Origin of the sequence: Calothrix sp. NIES-2100 (genome assembly GCF_963875285.1) — a bacterium.
Taxonomy (GTDB): Bacteria; Cyanobacteriota; Cyanobacteriia; order Cyanobacteriales; family Nostocaceae; genus Aulosira.
In genome coordinates this window covers 19553-36584 of record NZ_CAWNLA010000002.1, presented here as the reverse complement: position 1 = coordinate 36584, position 17032 = coordinate 19553, and the positions used below count along the sequence as shown (strand labels likewise).

The following is a 17032-nucleotide window of genomic DNA, read 5'->3' as shown; positions in this document are numbered from 1 at the left end:
AATGCCATATACTGTTTGGGGAGCGTTTGATAAATTTCGCAAAGATACAGTTGATTTAGATGCCGATATTACTAAAAAAGCTAGGACTAGTCGGGATTATCTATTTGACCAACTGAATATACTTGCCAGAAATCATAGTGGATTTCCAAGATTAGCTGGTGACTATCTTTCTTTTGGATCATTTGCTAGAAAAGCTAAAATTCAACCCCTTGATGATATAGATACTTTAATTATTTTAAAAGGACAAGGTACAAGAGAAGTTCAATCACCAAGCTCATCTTTTATCCATTGGCTTGAGGTCACTGATAGGCTTTCTCCATTATTTATATTTGCTAATGAATACGGTTATGTAAATTCAACCAAGGTATTAAATCGGATCAAGATTTATCTATCATCTGTCAGCAACTACAAACAGGCAGAAATTAAAAAAACTATGCAAGCAGTGACACTTAATCTTAAATCTTATCCTTGGGTATTTGATATTGTCCCTGCTGTTCCTGTTGTAAATGGGTCTGGTAAAATAGTTTACTATTTAATCCCTGATGGTCTTGGTAATTGGATACGGACTGACCCAAGAATTGACTCCAAGAATATAACTGACGTTAGCGTAAAACATCCTAATAAATTTCTGCCAACCATCCGGTTGTTGAAGTATTGGAATTTTAGAACCCACAAGCCGCGTTTATCTTCTTATTATTTTGAAACATTAGTTATTAAAGTTTTTCAAAATTCTGCACAAATTAACGATTTTCCCCAAGCAATCAAATACTTTTTTGATAATTGTCCGTATTATCTTAGAACATCATGCCCAGATCCTAAAGGCTTAGGCCCTAACTTAGATGCTAGTGTTGACTCAAGTACAAAAGAAAAAGTCGCAAAAGCGATGTCTGAAGCGTCAACATGGGCTGGATATGCTCTAATGTATGAAGCCCAATCAAAACATGATGAGGCTATTTATTGGTGGCAACGTGTTTTTGGCTCACAGTTTCCCTCCTATGGCTAATCAACAAAACAGTTTAAGATATGATCCTCGTACACTTAGCCAGGCTTATTTTGAGTTAGCTAAAAGGTGGTTAATAGCTGCTATTTCCGCTAAATTCTTGGTTTTTATATTCGGTATATTAACTATATTTTTACCGATTATTCCCGGATATGCTCCTTTTATAATCACTATATTTTCTATTACTTCTGATTTATTTGCATGGCGTTCAGACATGATTAAAAGCACATCTGAGGCACTACTTAGAAAACTCGATTACTGGAACTCCTTTGGATGGGCAATGTCAAAAGCAGAAATGTCTGACCTTCTAATGCGAAGCCCAAGCAATCTTTATAAACTAGCTCCTAGTGATATTGTTGGTGAGGAATATTTTGCTAGTAAAGAAGGAGTAGGTGCTAAAAGAGCTATCGAGAATATACAAGAATCAGCATGGTGGAGTAAACATTTATCAGAAAGGATGGGACAATATTGCTTTGCTGCTACTTGTATTCTTATAGCAATTTTATTTGGTGTGTTGGTTTTAAGTGTCCAAACTATTGCTGGTTCTAACACCTTGACTAACATTGGGCGTGTTGTTACGTCATCCCTCATGTTAGTTTTTTCTCTTGGGCTATTCCGTTTTGTTGTAGGTTACTACAGTTTTAGCAGGAAAGCAGGACAAATAGAAGAGAAAATTGAAAATTTAATAAAATTACAAACTATTGATGATACTGAAGCAATTAAAGTAGTGCAAGAATATCATATTGCGCGTGCATCTGCGCCACTAATTCCATCATGGGTTTGGAAACAAATGCGTAATGACCTTAATGAGATGTGGAAAAAGTACCGCCAGTAATCAACTTCCAGTTAATATTTGAAATTTCTACTAACAAAATAAAAAATTATCAATGACTGACAAACCTCGCCTAATTGAAGTAGCATTCCCACTTAAACAAACATCTATCGATTCTGTCCATGAAAAAAATGTCCGACACGGGCATATTTCAACTTTGCACATCTGGCCTGCAAGACGACCTTTAGCAGCTTGTCGTGCAGCTTTGATTGCGACTTTATTACCCGACCCAGGTAATAAAAAAGAACGGAATGAGATACTGGAAAGATTAGCCGGAATAATAGTTGATAAAACTAAGAAGAAAAAGTTATCCGGTGGTAAAATTGAAGAAACATACACTCAAGAAACCGAAGGAGGAGTTCTTCACTGGGGGAGAGAATCTAGCTCTGATTTAGACTGGTTTCGAGAAAAAATTAAAGAGGCTTACGGAGGACGTGCGCCCAAAGTTTTAGACCCCTTTGCAGGTGGTGGTGCGATTCCTTTAGAAGCAATGCGACTGGGTTGTGAAGCAACGGCTATTGATATAAACCCAGTGGCTTGGTTTATTTTGAAATGTACTTTGGAATATCCCCAAAAGTTAGCAGGGAAGAAAATTCGTCTGCCTGATTTTGTGTTGAAAGACAGAGACTTTATGGAGTCTTTCTTTAAGGCGCACGGTTTAAAAGGTGCTTCTTTGAAAAAGCAATTAGAACAACTAGGGCTTGATAAAGATGAAAATTGGATTCCCGGTTTAAATATTGAAGCCGCTACATTAGAAGCTGATTTAGCATGGCACGTTCGTGCTTGGGGTTGGTGGGTACTTCAGCAAGCACGTAGAGATTTAGCTAAATTTTATCCTACTTACGCTGATTTTGAACCCCTCAAAGAGTCAGATAAAAAGTGGAATAAACGCGAAATGAGGCGCGTACCTACATTAGAAGATGGAAATTTAGATTTAAAAACGCTTAACCAAGAATTTAGCGAAGAATATCTCAAAGATTCTTATAAACCACGTTGGATTTCTAAACCAACAGTAGCTTATTTATGGGCACGAACTGTTAAATGTAAAAGTTGCCGAGCAACAATTCCACTATTAAAAACTCGTTGGCTTTGTAAGAAAGATAAAAAGCGAGTTGTGCTGACAATGGAACCCAATGGAGCGAAAACAGGCGTAGTTTTTGGTATAGAAAAATCTGTGCCAATAGTTGGGGGGAATGCGGCACAAAAAAAGGCGTATGATAAGAAAATTGGTGCAGGTACGATGTCGAAATCTGGGGCTAGTTGTCCTTGTTGTCCTTCGATTATGACGATGGGGGATATTCGTTTAGAGGGGAAAGCTGGGCGACTCGGTGCGGTGATGACTGCCGTAATTTTCGATGGAAAAGACGGTAAGGAATATCGTTTACCAACGGTCGAAGAAATACAATTAGCTGCTGAGGCAGAAAATGAATTAGAGAAGGTTTTTGCTGAAATTCCTTTTGGGTTGCCAAACGAAGAAACACCTCTTCCTGCTGGTTCAAAGCAAAACTCCTGTTCCCTGCGAATATATGGACTTTTGCAATGGAAGGACTTATTTTCTAACCGTCAGCTATTGGCACTTGGAACATTTGCTCAACATACCCGTGCTGTCCGAAAAGTTATGAAAGACAAGGGTTATCCTACACAATGGGCAGAGGCTGTGGGAGGATACTTAGCTCTGGCAAACGATAGGCTTGCTGATTATTCTAGTTCTATATGCAGTTGGCATAATAACAAAGAGCAATTGCGAAATACATTTGGAAGATTTGCACTTCCTATCGTTTGGGATTTTACGGAAGTCGTGCCCGGATCAGAATCTTCTGGGGGCTATTTGGGTGCAATTGATTGGATTTCACGTTTTATCAATCATTGCTTAAACTTTACAATTAAAGCTGATTGTCCAAAAGTAATTCAGCGCAGTTCTACACAAGCTATTGCAACTAACGAGTTTGATATTATTCTTACTGATCCGCCCTATTATGATGCAATTTCATATTCAGACATAATAGATTTTTTTTATGTCTGGTTACGACGGACAATAAATGGTTTCTCGTCAGAATTTGATGCAACTTTTCAAGAACCTCTTGCTCCTAAATGGAATCATGAAGAAAATGATGGGGAACTAATTGATAATCCTACTCGTTTTGATGGTGACAAGAAAAAAGCCAAAGCTGCTTATGAAGACGGAATGTTTCGTGTCTTCCAAAACTGCCACAAAGCACTTAAACCAGAAGGAAGATTAGTTATTGTCTTTGCCCACAAAAACCCCGATGCATGGGAAACGCTAGTCTCCGCCATCATCCGTGCTGGTTTTATCGTAGACGCAAGCTGGCCCATTCAAACAGAAATGGGCAATCGTACCCGCGCTTTATCATCAGCCGCCCTCTCCTCCTCGCTTTGGATTGTCTGCAAAAAACGCCCCGCTACAGCCCGGCCCGGCTGGGATAACCGCGTTTTTGAAGAAATGCACCATAATATTACTGAGCAACTCCGTGAATTCTGGGATGCAGGCATTCGCGGCCCAGACTTTGTATGGGCCGCCACAGGGCCCGCAATGGAAGCTTACAGTAAATATCCCGCCGTTAAAAAAGCTAATGAACCTGGACAACTATTAAGTGTCAACGAATTTCTTAGCCAAGTACGTCGCTTAGTTTTAGATTTTGTGGTTGGGCGAGTATTGTCTAAAGTCGGTGGTGCAGAAGATGTAAGTGGGCTTGACGATATTACAACCTACTACCTCCTTCACCGTAACGACTTCAAGATGGGAGATGCCCCAATAGGTGCGTGTATACTTTATGCTGTCTCCTGTGGTCTTTCAGACAAAGCCTTAACTGACAATTTAGATATATTAATGCGAACTGGTGGTAAATCGAAAGCCGCAGATGAGGAAGAAGATGAAGAAGAGTTAGCAGAAGCCAGTGAGGATGCAGACACGGAAATAGAAGAAGGCACAGGTAGTACAGTTAAGCTTAAACCCTGGCAGCAACGCAAACGGAAAACAATGGGTTACGAAGCTGCTGGCGGTCTTCCCATTCCCTTGATTGACCAAGCACACCGCCTGATGCACCTCTGGAAAGCAGGTGATGTGATCAAAGTAGACGAATATTTAGACGCAAAAGGATTGCGCCGTAATGCCTTATTCCACCAACTTCTACAAGCTTTAATTGAACTAGCAGATGTAGGCAGTGACGAACGCGCTTTGATGGAAAGCATCAGCAATCACATTGCTGCTAAAAGTGGTACAGACCAACTTTCTCTTCTTTAAATTAATACATGAATATGATTTATTCACCGTAATTACCGTAGGCTTAATCCTGCATTTACTTTCTGTTTAGACTCTATTTATCAGTTTGAGGATAAAGTTTGGAGTGAGGCAACCGCTATTACTCTATCAATTCTTCATACTTAAAATAATGCTAAATAATAAAAAAATTACTAAGCTGGTACTGAGGGTATTGGAAATTCTTTTGTTCTAGCCTTGTTCTCTCTTTCCACTCCCTACCTCTCCTTAATTCCCGATAAGCCAATACTTAACAGCATTATGAGTACATGGAAGCCGTGGCATCAAATCGTAGAACTGCGTGATGATCTGAAGTCAGGAGAACTTTCCCTGGCGATTTTTGCGGCTGACCTGTATGACGTAATCATGGGCAAAGCCAAGCCAATTTATCAAGATCCAGCAGAATTTTTTGCCCTTACTTACCCAACTTTCGCCCTGCGGGAATTAGCTAAAGATGTGCTTTTACGTCTTGCAGGAACCAGTGAAAAAGCCATCCGTCAGTTAGAACTGACCTATGGTGGCGGTAAAACTCACACTTTAATTACCCTGTTTCATTTAGTCAACGACCCCGCCAACCTCCCTAACCTCCCCGCAGTTGAAGAATTTACGAGCCACATCGGTATTACCCCACCTCAAGCGCGAGTCGCCACCCTCACTTTCGATAAGCTAGATGTGGAAAAGGGTATGGAAGTCCGCAGTCCTGATGGAGAGTTGCGTTGGTTGAAAAATCCTTGGAGTGTCCTGGCTTTTCAACTTGCGGGTGTTAATGGTTTAAAACTACTGAATGCCGAAGGTACAGATGCGGAACGGGAAAGCGCCCCCGCTGAGAACCTGCTGACTGATTTGCTAAAAATGCCCCAGCAGCAAGGACTTTCTACATTAATTCTCATTGATGAGGTGCTAATCTACGCCCATGAAAAAGTAGGACTGGATGATAAGTGGCGATCTCGCTTAACTAACTTTTTCCAATACTTGACCCAAGCAGCTACTAAAGTCAGCCAATGTGCAATTGTTGCCTCTTTATTAGCTTCCGACCCCAGCAAAAATGATCCATTTGGCAGGGAATTAACTCAAGACATCGCCGCAATTTTTCAACGCCAACAGGAAGAACGAGTGCAACCAGTAGGCAAGGACGACGTAGCAGAAGTACTGCGACGGCGGTTATTTACACCTGATTCCATACGCGATCGCACTAAATTTTCTCCTCAAATTGTCGCTGCTCTCAAAGGTATTGCCAATCTCGACGAACAAACTAATAAAGAAAAAAATTTAGCAGAACAGCGATTTTTACAAAGTTACCCTTTTCACCCAGATTTAACTGAAATTTTTTATACTAAATGGACGCAACTCAATGGTTTCCAGCGGACTCGCGGTGTATTGAGAACCTTTACCCTTGCCTTACGGAATGCAGAAGCTTGGGATAAAGCACCTCTAGTGGGAACGAATGTTTTCATTGGTGACCCATCCCAAGCCTCACTTTCAGAAGCTGCAAGGGAACTTACTAACATTGCCACTACAGAAGAATACGAAGGCAAACGTCAAGATTGGAACAATATTATTGAGGGAGAATTAGCCAAAGCACGCACAATTCAATTAGAAACCGTTGGTATTAAACATCGTGAAATTGAACAAGCAGTATTTGCTACTTTCTTACATTCGCAGCCAATCGGTCAAAAAGCACTTACAAGAGATTTACTTTTATTATTAGGACATACGAACCCTGATAAAATTGAGTTAGAAAAAGCACTACGCCGTTGGGTAGATGTATCGTGGTTCTTGGACGAAGAGGCGCTGCAAGATACAGATCCTGCAACCGGACAAAAAGGACTCCCAAAATCTTGGCGTTTGGGGTCAAAACCGAATCTCAAACAAATGCATGATGATGCTTGCAATAATCGCATCTCTGATGATTTAGTAGAAGCCAAACTGCTAGACGAAATTCGCAAACTCAAAAGTTTAACCACAGGTGCTTCTGCTGCTGGGGCGAAAGTCCATAACCTACCAAGATTTCCCAAAGACATCGAAGATGACGGTGACTTTCACTATGGAGTACTTGACCCTCAAGCCGCTTCCACTTCTGGCAATCCTAGCGCCTATGCTAGCAAGTTTATTAACGAAACCAATCCGGGCGCTCCGCGTGCTAAAAATCGTAACGCTATTGTATTGGCTGTTCCTGATCGCAACGGCTTAGATGCAGCGCGATCGCGGATTCGAGATTACCTTGGTTGGGAAGAAGTCAAAGACCTGTTAAAAAACCAAGAAGTAGATGCTAACCGCCAGCAGAGATTGGAACTTTATCTAACTGAATCTAAAAAGAAGATTCCAGAAGCTGTTGAACAAGCGTACTGTATCGTTGTTACCGTTGGTGCTAATAACGATATTCAAGCATTTAAAATTAATGTTGGCGGTGAACCTCTATTTAACTTAATTAAAGCAGAACCCAAATCCCGCATTCAGGAAACTGCTATTACAGCGGAAGCTATTATCCCCGGTGGTGCTTATGATTTGTGGCGAGAGGATGAACCATCCCGGCGGGTGAATGATTTGGTAGGAGCATTTGCTCAACGTCCTAATCTACCAAAGATGCTCAACAGTAAATCCATTTTGGATACATTACTTAATGGTTGTGCCGAAGGAATATTTGTGCTTCGCGTCATGCGACCTGACCGCACTTTCAGAACATTTTGGCGATCGCGACCTGATGAAAACGCACTTAAAGACTCTAGTTTAGAAGCAGTCTTGCCAGAACACGCTACTTTAAGTGATCTTTCTGCTGCAATCCTATCTCCAGGAGAACTTCCCCAACTTTGGGTCAGTGATAATAGCCTCACATTGCAACAAATTTATGATTATTTCTCTGGCAACTATATTGTGCAAATTCCCCGCGATGGATACGAAGAACCGCTACCAATTCCTCGTGTAGAATCTCTTACCATTAATACTGCCATTGCCGAAGCAGTACAGCAAGGCAGTCTGTGCCTTACTACTAGCGAAGCCTGTTTCTTTGCTGAAAGTATTCCTAATGGGGTGTTAACTGAAAATGCTCAACTACAACCACCTCTTGCACCGCTTTCTATCAACGATGTATTACCGGAAAATTTACCAGATGCCTGGGAGAATTCTACAACCACAGCCTTAGCTATTACCCAAGCCCTGACTCAAAAAATAGGACAACCTCTTCCGTGGAAAATTGTGCGTGATGCTATTGAGGGCGCGTTCCGGGCGCATCGTTTCGAGTTGACACCTGATTCTCAGGCTTGGCCTTGTGAATATAGTGGAGCCGCTGCCGTCAAATTCCTGCTGTCTCAACCAACTCAACCAACTTCAGTTACACCATTACCCAGCGAACAACCAGTTACACGGCCAAGTGCTTCTGAAAATTTATCATCTACCTACCAAACTAATGCGTCGGTAGTGCAGTCAGCAAGTAATAAACGGATAGCAGCAGCATACCTCGAAACTCACGAACTACAGGATTTAGTAGATAAAATAGCCGACATCAAAAATGCTGCTGCGGGAGTTGATTTGAAATTTAAAGTGCAGATTGAATTAGGCGGAGATTCGCAACCATCAGATGATGCGATCGCCCAAATTAATCAATTACTTCAGGACATTTCTGATAGTTTAGAATTTCGATAATAGATTTAGCAAATGTAGAGATCATCGCGGTCGGTTAGCAGGACTATATCGCTATAATCCCGCCCCCTCAGTGTAACCAGACCCTGACAAATTTTGGGTCTGGTTACAGGTAGATAACAAGTTGCTCAGAATTGGTCATTGGGTCATCTTACCGCATTGCCATTCCCATCTCCCCCGAAAAAAATCGCTCTCGTTTATTTTTAGGATAAGCAAATCTAGCCCATCTAAAACCCAATCACCGAAACCGCCTTCCGCTTCTGCTCCGGCGTGACCTCAAGATAACGCTGCAAAGTCCCCAGGTCGCTGTGACCGGAGATTTCTTGAATAGTTCTCAAAGGTATCCCCGCGCTGGACATCTGTGTGAGAGCAGTTCTTCTAAACGAATGGGTGCTAACTCCCTCAACCCCAATCCGCTTACAGGCATAGCGCTACAGAAAATTTGATTGTAAACATCTGCCTGTATTTGGTCTAAAAGGCGATCGCGCTTTATGCCGGCTAGTTGCTTTCCTCCAGACCTCTCTGGGGTGATGTCGCCAAACTACCAATTCCCGACATCTCTTCAGACAGGCGACAGCGTTTACAACGAACTATCTAAAATTAGCATCAAAAATTTATTTTGATAATTTCATAGTTTTATATGTTTATATAGTACTATAAAAAGTACAAACGATGAATTGTCATATCTTGATATGAGTGAAAAAAAGCATGAAGCAGATGGAGTAAAGCTTTCAGCCTTAGAAGAGGATATTCTCACTCTGCTACGAGGATTAGAGATGTATGGGCTGGAAATATTGGATGGATTAAATGACGCTAGACCCATTCCAATTGGATTCGGAAGTTTGTACCCTACATTGAACAGACTTGAGAAGAAGGGATTAGTTAGTTGGAAATGGGGTGACGAGCAAGATGAAACAGGTGGAGCTAGGCGTAAATACTACAAAGTAACGGGTTTAGGAGCAAACGTGCTAAGGGAAGTTCAAGAATACCGCGAGAAATTAGCTAATCGTGGTGCAGCACAAGGTCAACCTGGCCTGCAAGGAACTTAAACAGATGGAACAATCAGACGAAGTTGATTTTGACAAATTCATACAGGAACTGCTGGAACCGCTGGAACTGCCGGAGATGGAGCAGCCGAAACTGCCGGAGCTAAAGCCGCAGAAACTGCTGTTGAGCCTAACGTTGAGTATGGGGCTGTTACAGATGTTGTTCCTGGTTCTAGGGCTGGGGTTGGTTCTAGGGCTGGGGTTAGGGCAGGGATTAGGACTGTTTCTGGTACTGTGGCTAGAGTTCTGTCTGGGGTTATGGGTATTCGCCCCAAGGGAGGGGATCGTGGGCCCGCGGCTTCGGGCCTTGGGGTTGTTGCTAGAGTTGGTTCTGCTTTTGGTTATAGGGCTGGGGTTGGTGCTGGGGTTGGTGGTAGCGCATGATCTGTTGCTGGGTTTGGGTTTGGGTTTGGGTTTGGGTTTGGTGCTGGTGCTGGTGCTGGTGGTAGTTCTGGCGTGGAAACGGATTAATCGACAGCGACTAGCAGAACAGCAAGAAAATCATATACTGAAAGGCTTTCTAGCTAGTCTACTTCGCGAGGAGTGGCGGGCTGACTTGAATGATTGGCGTTATCAACAACTTGTTCGGAAGAAAAAATCTAAACTATTGGTCAACATGATGACTGGCTTGAAATTGTTGGAGATGTTCAAAGCCTACCTTCAAATTCAGGTAGAAAATATGTGGCCCTACAAAAGAAACCAAGGTTAAAGAATCCAATAAGTCAGATTGATCGAAATGGGTTGGAAACCTTAAGGGTTCCATCTCCCAAAACCCCTGAAAAAGGCTGATATAACTGGGTTAGCAGGTTAAGCAACTGGCATTAATGCTCAACTACAGGAATAACGTAGATTGACAGTCTCTAAATTAGAACACTTGCTTGAGAGCTTACTAAATAACCAGGCTGGTTTCAAAAATCACAACGAAAGGATGAACAAGCTATGCAAGACAAAAACTCATTTGCTATTACACCCCATTTGCAAGATAAACCAATGAACCAACTTGTAACAACAGCAAGAACACAGAGTATTGTAGTCTCTTATGATATCTCAAAACAATGGTATGAAGAGCGCTCTCGACAAGCTAAATGGAGCTTTAACACTGCTATTACTCTAGCAATAGTAGCTGGAAGTTTTGGTGTTTTAACTGCTGTCTCATTGTCGAAAGGAAACATAACGGCATCTGTAGCAACAGCAACAATATCTCTTGTTTCCGGCGTTGCTACCAGACGCTCTTTTGATTTGTTCAAAGAGGCCAACCAAAGATTAGATGAGGCAGCAAAAACACTTTTAGAAGAGTAGTCAATTACAATAGGGAGTCTGCCAGGATACCAGATACAATTCGTTTACTCGAACGGGGCGAAAGTCCCTGTCACATGGTTGCTATCGCCAAAATCTAACTGAATAATGAAGCGTTTTCTAGATCCTTTTAATTCTGCTAAATAGAGCTATTGGGCATTGAGCCGACATCCCTGAAAGATTCTGCAATTTGGCACCCATTGAACTGAAGTTCTAACAAGTGGCAACGGCCATTCTCAATACCACAAACATTATCCAGCTGTGGGTGTCGGTTCGCGGACTAATTGAAAAATTTTTAACGAAATTATAAGGGTTCTAGCTCTTTATGTCGCAGACTAAATGAAAATTTGTCGCTGAGTATATGAAAAATTCCCGGCCTTATTCGCGGACTAATTGAAATTTTCTACCAAATTGGGGATAAAGGGCGCAAAATTCATAAGGGACAAAGCTTTGGTGTAATTCTCTTTTAGAGAGTGATCGCCATTTATTACGAAAGAATCAGGGTTACACAAACATAATTTTCAATTAGTCCGCGAATATTTTCACTTTGTCCGCGAACCGACAAAAAAAGAGCTGTACATTTAAAATAAAGTCTTAAAGTTTCATCAGGTGAAAGGCTTGAAGTACCGTACTTATGGTTGGGTGTAGGAAATAATAAAGTCGTGAAGTTTGAGAGGTGGAATCTCCAAGCGATCGCAGATGGAAATAATAAAGTCTTAAACTGTCACACAGGCGAAAACCCCTATACACCGCCCATTTGTGGGCTTTAACCTATTAGAGGGTAAGGTGTGAATGTGCCAGTTACTTTAAGACTTTATTTTACAGCCATTTTCAGGTAAATATACCACGCTCTCAGGGCACAGCACTGCTGTGCCCCTACGATAGATGTGGTGCAAATACGTGAAAACTGCTGTAAACTTTAGGACTTTATTTTAAATTTCAGGCGTTTATTTTAAATGTACAAGAGCGTTCTCTCCGATTCCCACTCAGCTGTAAAATTTCTATACCCTGTATATACATTGATAGTGACATGACAGGAACCCAACGGGAATCAATCAACTTCAAACTCCCCAAAACTTTAGCCGCCGCCCTACGTAAAGCGGCGCGTGAACGCAAGACCACCGCCACTTCTTTGGTGATCCAAGGCCTGCATCACATTTTAGGGGATGTACCGGGTACAGAAGTAAGTGTAGAAATTCGATTGGCTCAACTGGAAGAAGAATTTTTTAGTTTCCAAGAAAGTGTTGTTGGTACTTCCAACAATCACCAAGAAACCAGATTAACCAACGTCGAAGCTAAACTCGAAGATTTATCTCAGAGACTGGCGCGTTTTGAAGGGGCATTAATACAGATGCAAAGTAGTATCAATGCATCAAGGTCACGCAATAAATCAAGCTACCCCTATCAGAACTCAGCGCCACCTAAACTAGAACCCAAGAATCTTGAACAATTAGCAATGCGACTTAATACCAGCGCATCGACGCTTCAAGAAAAACATACAACTTTGAGCCAAAAAGATTTTGAACTGTGGACAAAGGAACGCGACTTAAGTGATTATTCCTGGCGGTTTAATCAGAAAGATAAGCTTTATCATCCAGTCAAGTAAGTATTGTTTTTCAAAAATAAAACTTAGACTTTAGGCAAATGCAAAGCGCTACTATCTCCAGGTCGGATGTGAATGTAACCTGATGTTGTAGCAATATCCGCGTGACCCATCGTTTGCTGAATTAAAGGAACTGGCGTACCCCGCTCCGCATTGTGAGTAGCGTGAGAATGCCGCAACCAATGACAACTAACCTTCTCCTCCAGCCCCGCCCGTTCTGCTGCATTCTTAATTATGGGGTCAACATTTTGACGAAGCAGCGGCTTCATGCCTTTGCCCTTACGACTAGGGAAGACATAAGCATCTTTGGGCGCATCCCCCCTGTAGTTCATTAGTTCGACCCACAGATATTCTGGCAGCAGAATATGACGAGACTTATTCCCCTTCCCCACAACAGTAATTTGCCCGGTGCGATCGCGTGGTGTAAAGTCTCGCCACCTTAGCCCTACCAACTCCGACACCCGTAAGCCAGCAACATATAAAAGTTTTAATATCAACAAGTCCCTAATTTGTTGAGCTTTATAACGATATTTAGCCCGTTCGGTCAGCCGAATCATCAACGCGATATCAGTAAGAGTCAGAACTTTCTCATGCAATCGCTGGTCAATTTTCTTTAACTTGATAGCAGCACCAGGATTTTCCTTGATGTAACCAGTCTTGTAAGCAAACGACAACAAACTTTTGACTGCTGCCATGTAAGTTGTAATCGTAGGCGCTGCCAATCCCCGATTATGCAAATACTCAGAGAATTCCACCATATCCTCAACAGTTGTGTGGGCTAGAGCTTTTCCCACCCCTGCCAAAAATCCGGTGAACTGCGCCGCATATCGCAGATAACATTTTTGAGTAGAAACTGGCTTATCGTGCAACCACAACTGAATTAACCGCTGTTGGGCATTAACAGGGGCTAATTTCGATAGTTGCTTGCCTCTGGGTTTTACTGCTACTACTGGTGTCATAGTTTATCGAAAACTCAAACAGACAAAACGCCAATTTTATCTGTTTCATACTCATACAGCTGCACTGCAACACCAGAACGATTTAGGCGCAATTCTTTACCAAAATCCTCACATCCTGTCACAAGTAGGGGAAATGGTCTGACTTTGAGTGTATTCACCCGGAGCTAATGTACGATGCAAGCCTTCTACTGCTAATAACAGCAACTAGGGGGCGATCGCAACTAAGGCGTGATCGCCTATAAAGTCCAAGGAAGCGATCACACCGGGGGCGGGGCGAGAGTGGGTAGGTAAGGGGAGTTGAGTGAGTGCGCTCCCTACGCAATCGCAATTTAACATCTTGGCAACGCATTACAAGTACAAAGTCACTCCCGCTTACGCCACCGATTCCCGCCTGCGGGAAAGTACAAAGTCACTCCCGCTTACGCCACCGATTCCCGCCTGCGGGAATAGTGCGAAGTGTCGCACACTTGGCAGAACCTTTATGGCACAAGGAGTTGAGCCATTACAAGGTAGAAGAAAAAATATCTAACTTTATTGCGTTTTTTTGAAAAACTCCATATCAGTTGAATTGCGAGCGCGATTTTGTTCTTTTCGTAGACAAGCAATTGCTACCTTGAATCAGCAATCAGCATTTTTTCACATCAGTTCTAGTGAAATCAAAATATAAACACTCAAAACTACCAACAATCAATTTTGAAATCCCCCTGATAAAGAGAGCGCGATTTTTCAAATATTTATGATTATATCTATTTATGGTTAACTAAAAAATCCTGAGAATATTCTGATGATAACTCTAAAAATTTGGGAGAATAATTAGTATAATATTTAGCCATAAAACTCACATTTTTCAAGGAGAATAAATGCCAACATCCGCAGAAAAACTATATAAATCTCAGATGCATAATGTACTATTTACGAAATTAATTAAGGAGCATTAAATAATGAAAATCACAGAACTTTTACAAGATATTGGCGCACCGATCGCATTCTTCCCCGACCTAGTTCCCATAGCCGGTTCGCATCACGCCGCCATATTCTTATGTCAGCTTATCTATTGGCATGGCAAACAATCAAACCCCGAAGGGTGGATTTACAAGACTCAAGAACAGTGGAGCCTGGAGACCGAATTAACCGATGAGCAACAAAAAAATGCGCGGAATGTTTTGGTAAGTCGCGGGTTGATTCAGGAGCGTCACATAGGACTTCCCCGGCGACTAGAATATCGCTTTCAAGAAAACTTTTTTAACCAACTCTGGGACTGCTGGCAGGTCGCTTGCAAAATTAAAAAGGAATTCAAAGACCATCTCGACCAGTTCGGAATTATTGTCTCTCGCGGCTTTGGCGCAGATGACATCAAGCTAAAACTCGAAAATTACCGCAAAAGTTTCCACCAATGTCAACAGATCGCTCTTGGTTTCTTTGAGAAATGTAAAAAAGCTGCTGTCTCACCTATTACAAAAGTTAATGAATTAGCCCAAGTTTTAAAAAGAGTGGCTGAAACCCTTGAAAAATCCATAATCCGGCAAACCCGGATTATTGTATCCGAGGATGCCGGAAACAAGAATCCGGGTTTGCCGGAAACAAGCATCCAAGGTTGCCGGAAACAAGCATCCGAGGATGCCGGAAACAAGAATCTGGGTTTGCCGGAAACAAGCATCCGGGTTTGCCGGAAACAAGAATCCGAGGATGGCGGAAACAAGCATCCGAGAAACCCGGATTTGCCGGGGTCTGTAATCATTGATGTGCAAGCGTTTCAGGCTCCCTCAGAGAGTACGGCAGAAACTACAGCAGAGACTACTTCAAAGACTACTTCAAAGATTACGGCAGAGAGTGTGTTGCCACACACACACACACAAGCGGGCTTCAAAGGGTTAAAAAATGGTGAAGACCAGGACGCGGGAGAACAGGGATTAGAGTTACAGCAAGATCCGCAAGGAGAACAGAAAGTCAAGTTACAGAAAGATCCGCAAGAGATCCCAAGGCCAGAAAAAGAATATCGAGCAGAGCCGACAATCCCTCATGAAGACAAATTTTCCGCCGCCGCCGCCGCGCCAAATTTTGAAGAAACGCCGCAGTGGGTGGTAGAACTTGAGGAAAAAGTCCGGCGAGGAATGCCAATAAAGCGTGAGAAATTAATTGCGCTAGCGAATTATCGTCTAGGGGATTTGATAGGGCTTTATCGCCATTCTGGAGAGATATTTAATCCGGCGATTGGGGATATAAGTGAGGACTTTGTAAAATTTGTGCAGTGGTACTCATTTAAGGGCAACCCGGATGTGGCGTATGTGCTGGCTTCAATCCTGAAATTTGAAAAAGAGCCGGAGAATTGGCCAATGTTGCAGACTTGGGTGCGGGAATGGCAGTCGGTGATTGCAAATTCGGATTCATTTAAGGACATGATGTCGAACCGTGTAGCCAGTCTGGGCAAGAAAGCGAGTGGACGGGATTTTGAAATTGTGAATGATTTAGCACTGCGGGAGGCGTTTGGGTTATGAGTCTGAATTTGGATGAGAAAATTTTTGTGGAGCAATTCAAAATCCTGGCAAAGCATTACAAATATGAAATTCATCCCACGATCGCCAAAATTTACTATAAATATTTGAGTGAGAACTTTAGTAACGAAGAGTTCTTGCAAGTGGTAGAAATGGCACTAATTCAAATCCCCACGCGGATGGGACTACCATCTGCCCAAGAACTGGTGGATTTAATGAAAGGTAGTCGTACCGCACAGGGGTTGCTTGAATGGCAAGCAATACGTCAAGCTGCTGCTGCTAACGATCCAAATATGCTGGCCTATTTGAGTAAACGCGCACACATTGCACTTTCGGCAATTGGCGGACTGGAGACTGTAGCCTTGACTGAAACTCGCAAGCTGGAGTGGGTGCAAAAAGATTTCCTTGCTGTCTACACCCAGTCCGGTAATGTAGACGCAAGAATGCTCAAACCCGCATCACCGAAAGTTGAACCACGCTCAAAACCTGTGGACGACTCACCACCCATCACCGACGAGCAGTGGGAAGAACTGAGGCGGCGGATTAAAAAAATTGGCAGCAACGACGACAATATTAGCTAATTCCCGAGTTCGGGAACTGGTGTGGATTGAAAATCAGCAGGGCGTGATTATGTTCAAGAAAAAAATTTCTAAACTGGCAAGCCTTCAGGGAATTATGAACCCAACACAACTTAGCAAAGAGTCCGGTATTCCCCGCCGGACTTGCTATGACTTATATACATCATCCCACACACCATCAAGCAAAACCTTGTACAGGTTGAAGCTCTTCTTTCAATATTCGCTCGATGAGTTGTTGGAGGATGATTAGGCAAGGGTAAAAAATAGAACTTTCCCCTGTTTAAATTCACGCCCCATCATTGCCTTTCCTTCT

Annotated in this window: 14 protein-coding genes and 1 pseudogene; 12 read left to right on the top strand and 3 right to left on the bottom strand. The window is 42.4% G+C overall.

Annotated features, from left to right (window positions below; genetic code table 11):
- Window position 1 precedes the first annotated feature (1 nt).
- From AACU32_RS40525 to AACU32_RS40510, 4 genes are all read left to right on the top strand, one after another.
- The gene (locus tag AACU32_RS40525; RefSeq protein WP_096608410.1) at window positions 2-1003 is read left to right on the top strand and encodes a hypothetical protein; all 1002 of its coding nucleotides are present in this window, start codon (window positions 2-4) and stop codon (window positions 1001-1003) included.
- The gene (locus AACU32_RS40520) at window positions 996-1835 is read left to right on the top strand and encodes a hypothetical protein (protein ID WP_096608409.1); all 840 of its coding nucleotides are present in this window, start codon (window positions 996-998) and stop codon (window positions 1833-1835) included. Before AACU32_RS40525 ends, AACU32_RS40520 begins: the two co-directional genes overlap by 8 nt.
- Window positions 1836-1887: 52 nt before the next feature.
- Window positions 1888-5094 (top strand): DUF1156 domain-containing protein, encoded by a 3207-nt coding sequence (locus AACU32_RS40515; RefSeq protein WP_096608408.1) that lies wholly within the window; start codon window positions 1888-1890, stop codon window positions 5092-5094.
- A 276-nt stretch (window positions 5095-5370) separates the two neighbouring features.
- Window positions 5371-8748: a DUF499 domain-containing protein gene (locus AACU32_RS40510; RefSeq protein ID WP_096608407.1), complete on the top strand. Its 3378-nt coding sequence runs from the start codon at window positions 5371-5373 to the stop codon at window positions 8746-8748.
- 224 nt (window positions 8749-8972) lie between these two features.
- On the opposite strand, the pseudogene AACU32_RS40505 reads toward AACU32_RS40510, so the two are convergent.
- Window positions 8973-9176, bottom strand: a pseudogene (locus AACU32_RS40505) (tyrosine-type recombinase/integrase); the annotation flags it as partial.
- Between the two features lie 261 nt (window positions 9177-9437).
- On the opposite strand from AACU32_RS40505, the gene AACU32_RS40500 reads away from it, so the two are divergent.
- The 4 genes from AACU32_RS40500 to AACU32_RS40485 all read left to right on the top strand — a co-directional run bounded on the left by AACU32_RS40500 (window position 9438) and on the right by AACU32_RS40485 (window position 12693).
- Complete coding sequence (locus AACU32_RS40500; RefSeq protein ID WP_096608406.1) at window positions 9438-9794, top strand: PadR family transcriptional regulator; 357 nt, start codon at window positions 9438-9440, stop codon at window positions 9792-9794.
- Window positions 9754-10500 (top strand): hypothetical protein, encoded by a 747-nt coding sequence (locus tag AACU32_RS40495; RefSeq protein ID WP_339378753.1) that lies wholly within the window; start codon window positions 9754-9756, stop codon window positions 10498-10500. Before AACU32_RS40500 ends, AACU32_RS40495 begins: the two co-directional genes overlap by 41 nt.
- Window positions 10501-10730: 230 nt before the next feature.
- The gene (locus tag AACU32_RS40490) at window positions 10731-11090 is read left to right on the top strand and encodes a TRADD-N-associated membrane domain-containing protein (protein ID WP_045873540.1); all 360 of its coding nucleotides are present in this window, start codon (window positions 10731-10733) and stop codon (window positions 11088-11090) included.
- A 1027-nt stretch (window positions 11091-12117) separates the two neighbouring features.
- Window positions 12118-12693 carry a hypothetical protein gene (locus AACU32_RS40485; protein ID WP_096608404.1) on the top strand — a complete coding sequence of 192 codons (576 nt, stop codon included), beginning with the start codon at window positions 12118-12120 and terminating at the stop codon, window positions 12691-12693.
- Between the two features lie 23 nt (window positions 12694-12716).
- Here AACU32_RS40485 and AACU32_RS40480 read toward each other — a convergent pair whose 3' ends face one another.
- Entirely contained in the window at window positions 12717-13649 is a 933-nt protein-coding gene (locus AACU32_RS40480) for a tyrosine-type recombinase/integrase (protein WP_096608403.1), read from the bottom strand.
- A 14-nt stretch (window positions 13650-13663) separates the two neighbouring features.
- Window positions 13664-13807, bottom strand: coding sequence for a hypothetical protein (locus tag AACU32_RS40475; protein WP_339378752.1), 144 nt, complete (start codon window positions 13805-13807; stop codon window positions 13664-13666).
- 179 nt (window positions 13808-13986) lie between these two features.
- Between AACU32_RS40475 and AACU32_RS40470 the strand changes: the two genes are divergently transcribed.
- The 4 genes from AACU32_RS40470 to AACU32_RS40455 all read left to right on the top strand — a co-directional run bounded on the left by AACU32_RS40470 (window position 13987) and on the right by AACU32_RS40455 (window position 16969).
- Complete coding sequence (locus AACU32_RS40470; protein WP_339378751.1) at window positions 13987-14178, top strand: hypothetical protein; 192 nt, start codon at window positions 13987-13989, stop codon at window positions 14176-14178.
- Window positions 14179-14590: 412 nt separating this feature from the next.
- On the top strand, window positions 14591-16144 hold the full coding sequence (locus AACU32_RS40465; RefSeq protein WP_096608402.1) for a hypothetical protein: 1554 nt from the start codon (window positions 14591-14593) through the stop codon (window positions 16142-16144).
- Entirely contained in the window at window positions 16141-16722 is a 582-nt protein-coding gene (locus tag AACU32_RS40460; RefSeq protein ID WP_096608401.1) for a hypothetical protein, read from the top strand. The genes AACU32_RS40465 and AACU32_RS40460 overlap by 4 nt, the downstream gene beginning before the upstream one ends.
- The gene (locus AACU32_RS40455; RefSeq protein WP_339378750.1) at window positions 16694-16969 is read left to right on the top strand and encodes a hypothetical protein; all 276 of its coding nucleotides are present in this window, start codon (window positions 16694-16696) and stop codon (window positions 16967-16969) included. Before AACU32_RS40460 ends, AACU32_RS40455 begins: the two co-directional genes overlap by 29 nt.
- Window positions 16970-17032: the final 63 nt, after the last annotated feature.

Coding starts and splice junctions, on each gene's coding strand:
- AACU32_RS40510 (WP_096608407.1), top strand. CDS start 5,371: ATGAGTACATGGAAGCCGTGGCATCAAATCGTAGAACTGCGTGATGAT.
- AACU32_RS40525 (WP_096608410.1), top strand. CDS start 2: ATGCCATATACTGTTTGGGGAGCGTTTGATAAATTTCGCAAAGATACA.
- AACU32_RS40465 (WP_096608402.1), top strand. CDS start 14,591: ATGAAAATCACAGAACTTTTACAAGATATTGGCGCACCGATCGCATTC.
- AACU32_RS40515 (WP_096608408.1), top strand. CDS start 1,888: ATGACTGACAAACCTCGCCTAATTGAAGTAGCATTCCCACTTAAACAA.
- AACU32_RS40460 (WP_096608401.1), top strand. CDS start 16,141: ATGAGTCTGAATTTGGATGAGAAAATTTTTGTGGAGCAATTCAAAATC.
- AACU32_RS40520 (WP_096608409.1), top strand. CDS start 996: ATGGCTAATCAACAAAACAGTTTAAGATATGATCCTCGTACACTTAGC.
- AACU32_RS40485 (WP_096608404.1), top strand. CDS start 12,118: ATGACAGGAACCCAACGGGAATCAATCAACTTCAAACTCCCCAAAACT.
- AACU32_RS40500 (WP_096608406.1), top strand. CDS start 9,438: ATGAGTGAAAAAAAGCATGAAGCAGATGGAGTAAAGCTTTCAGCCTTA.
- AACU32_RS40490 (WP_045873540.1), top strand. CDS start 10,731: ATGCAAGACAAAAACTCATTTGCTATTACACCCCATTTGCAAGATAAA.
- AACU32_RS40480 (WP_096608403.1), bottom strand. CDS start 13,649: ATGACACCAGTAGTAGCAGTAAAACCCAGAGGCAAGCAACTATCGAAA.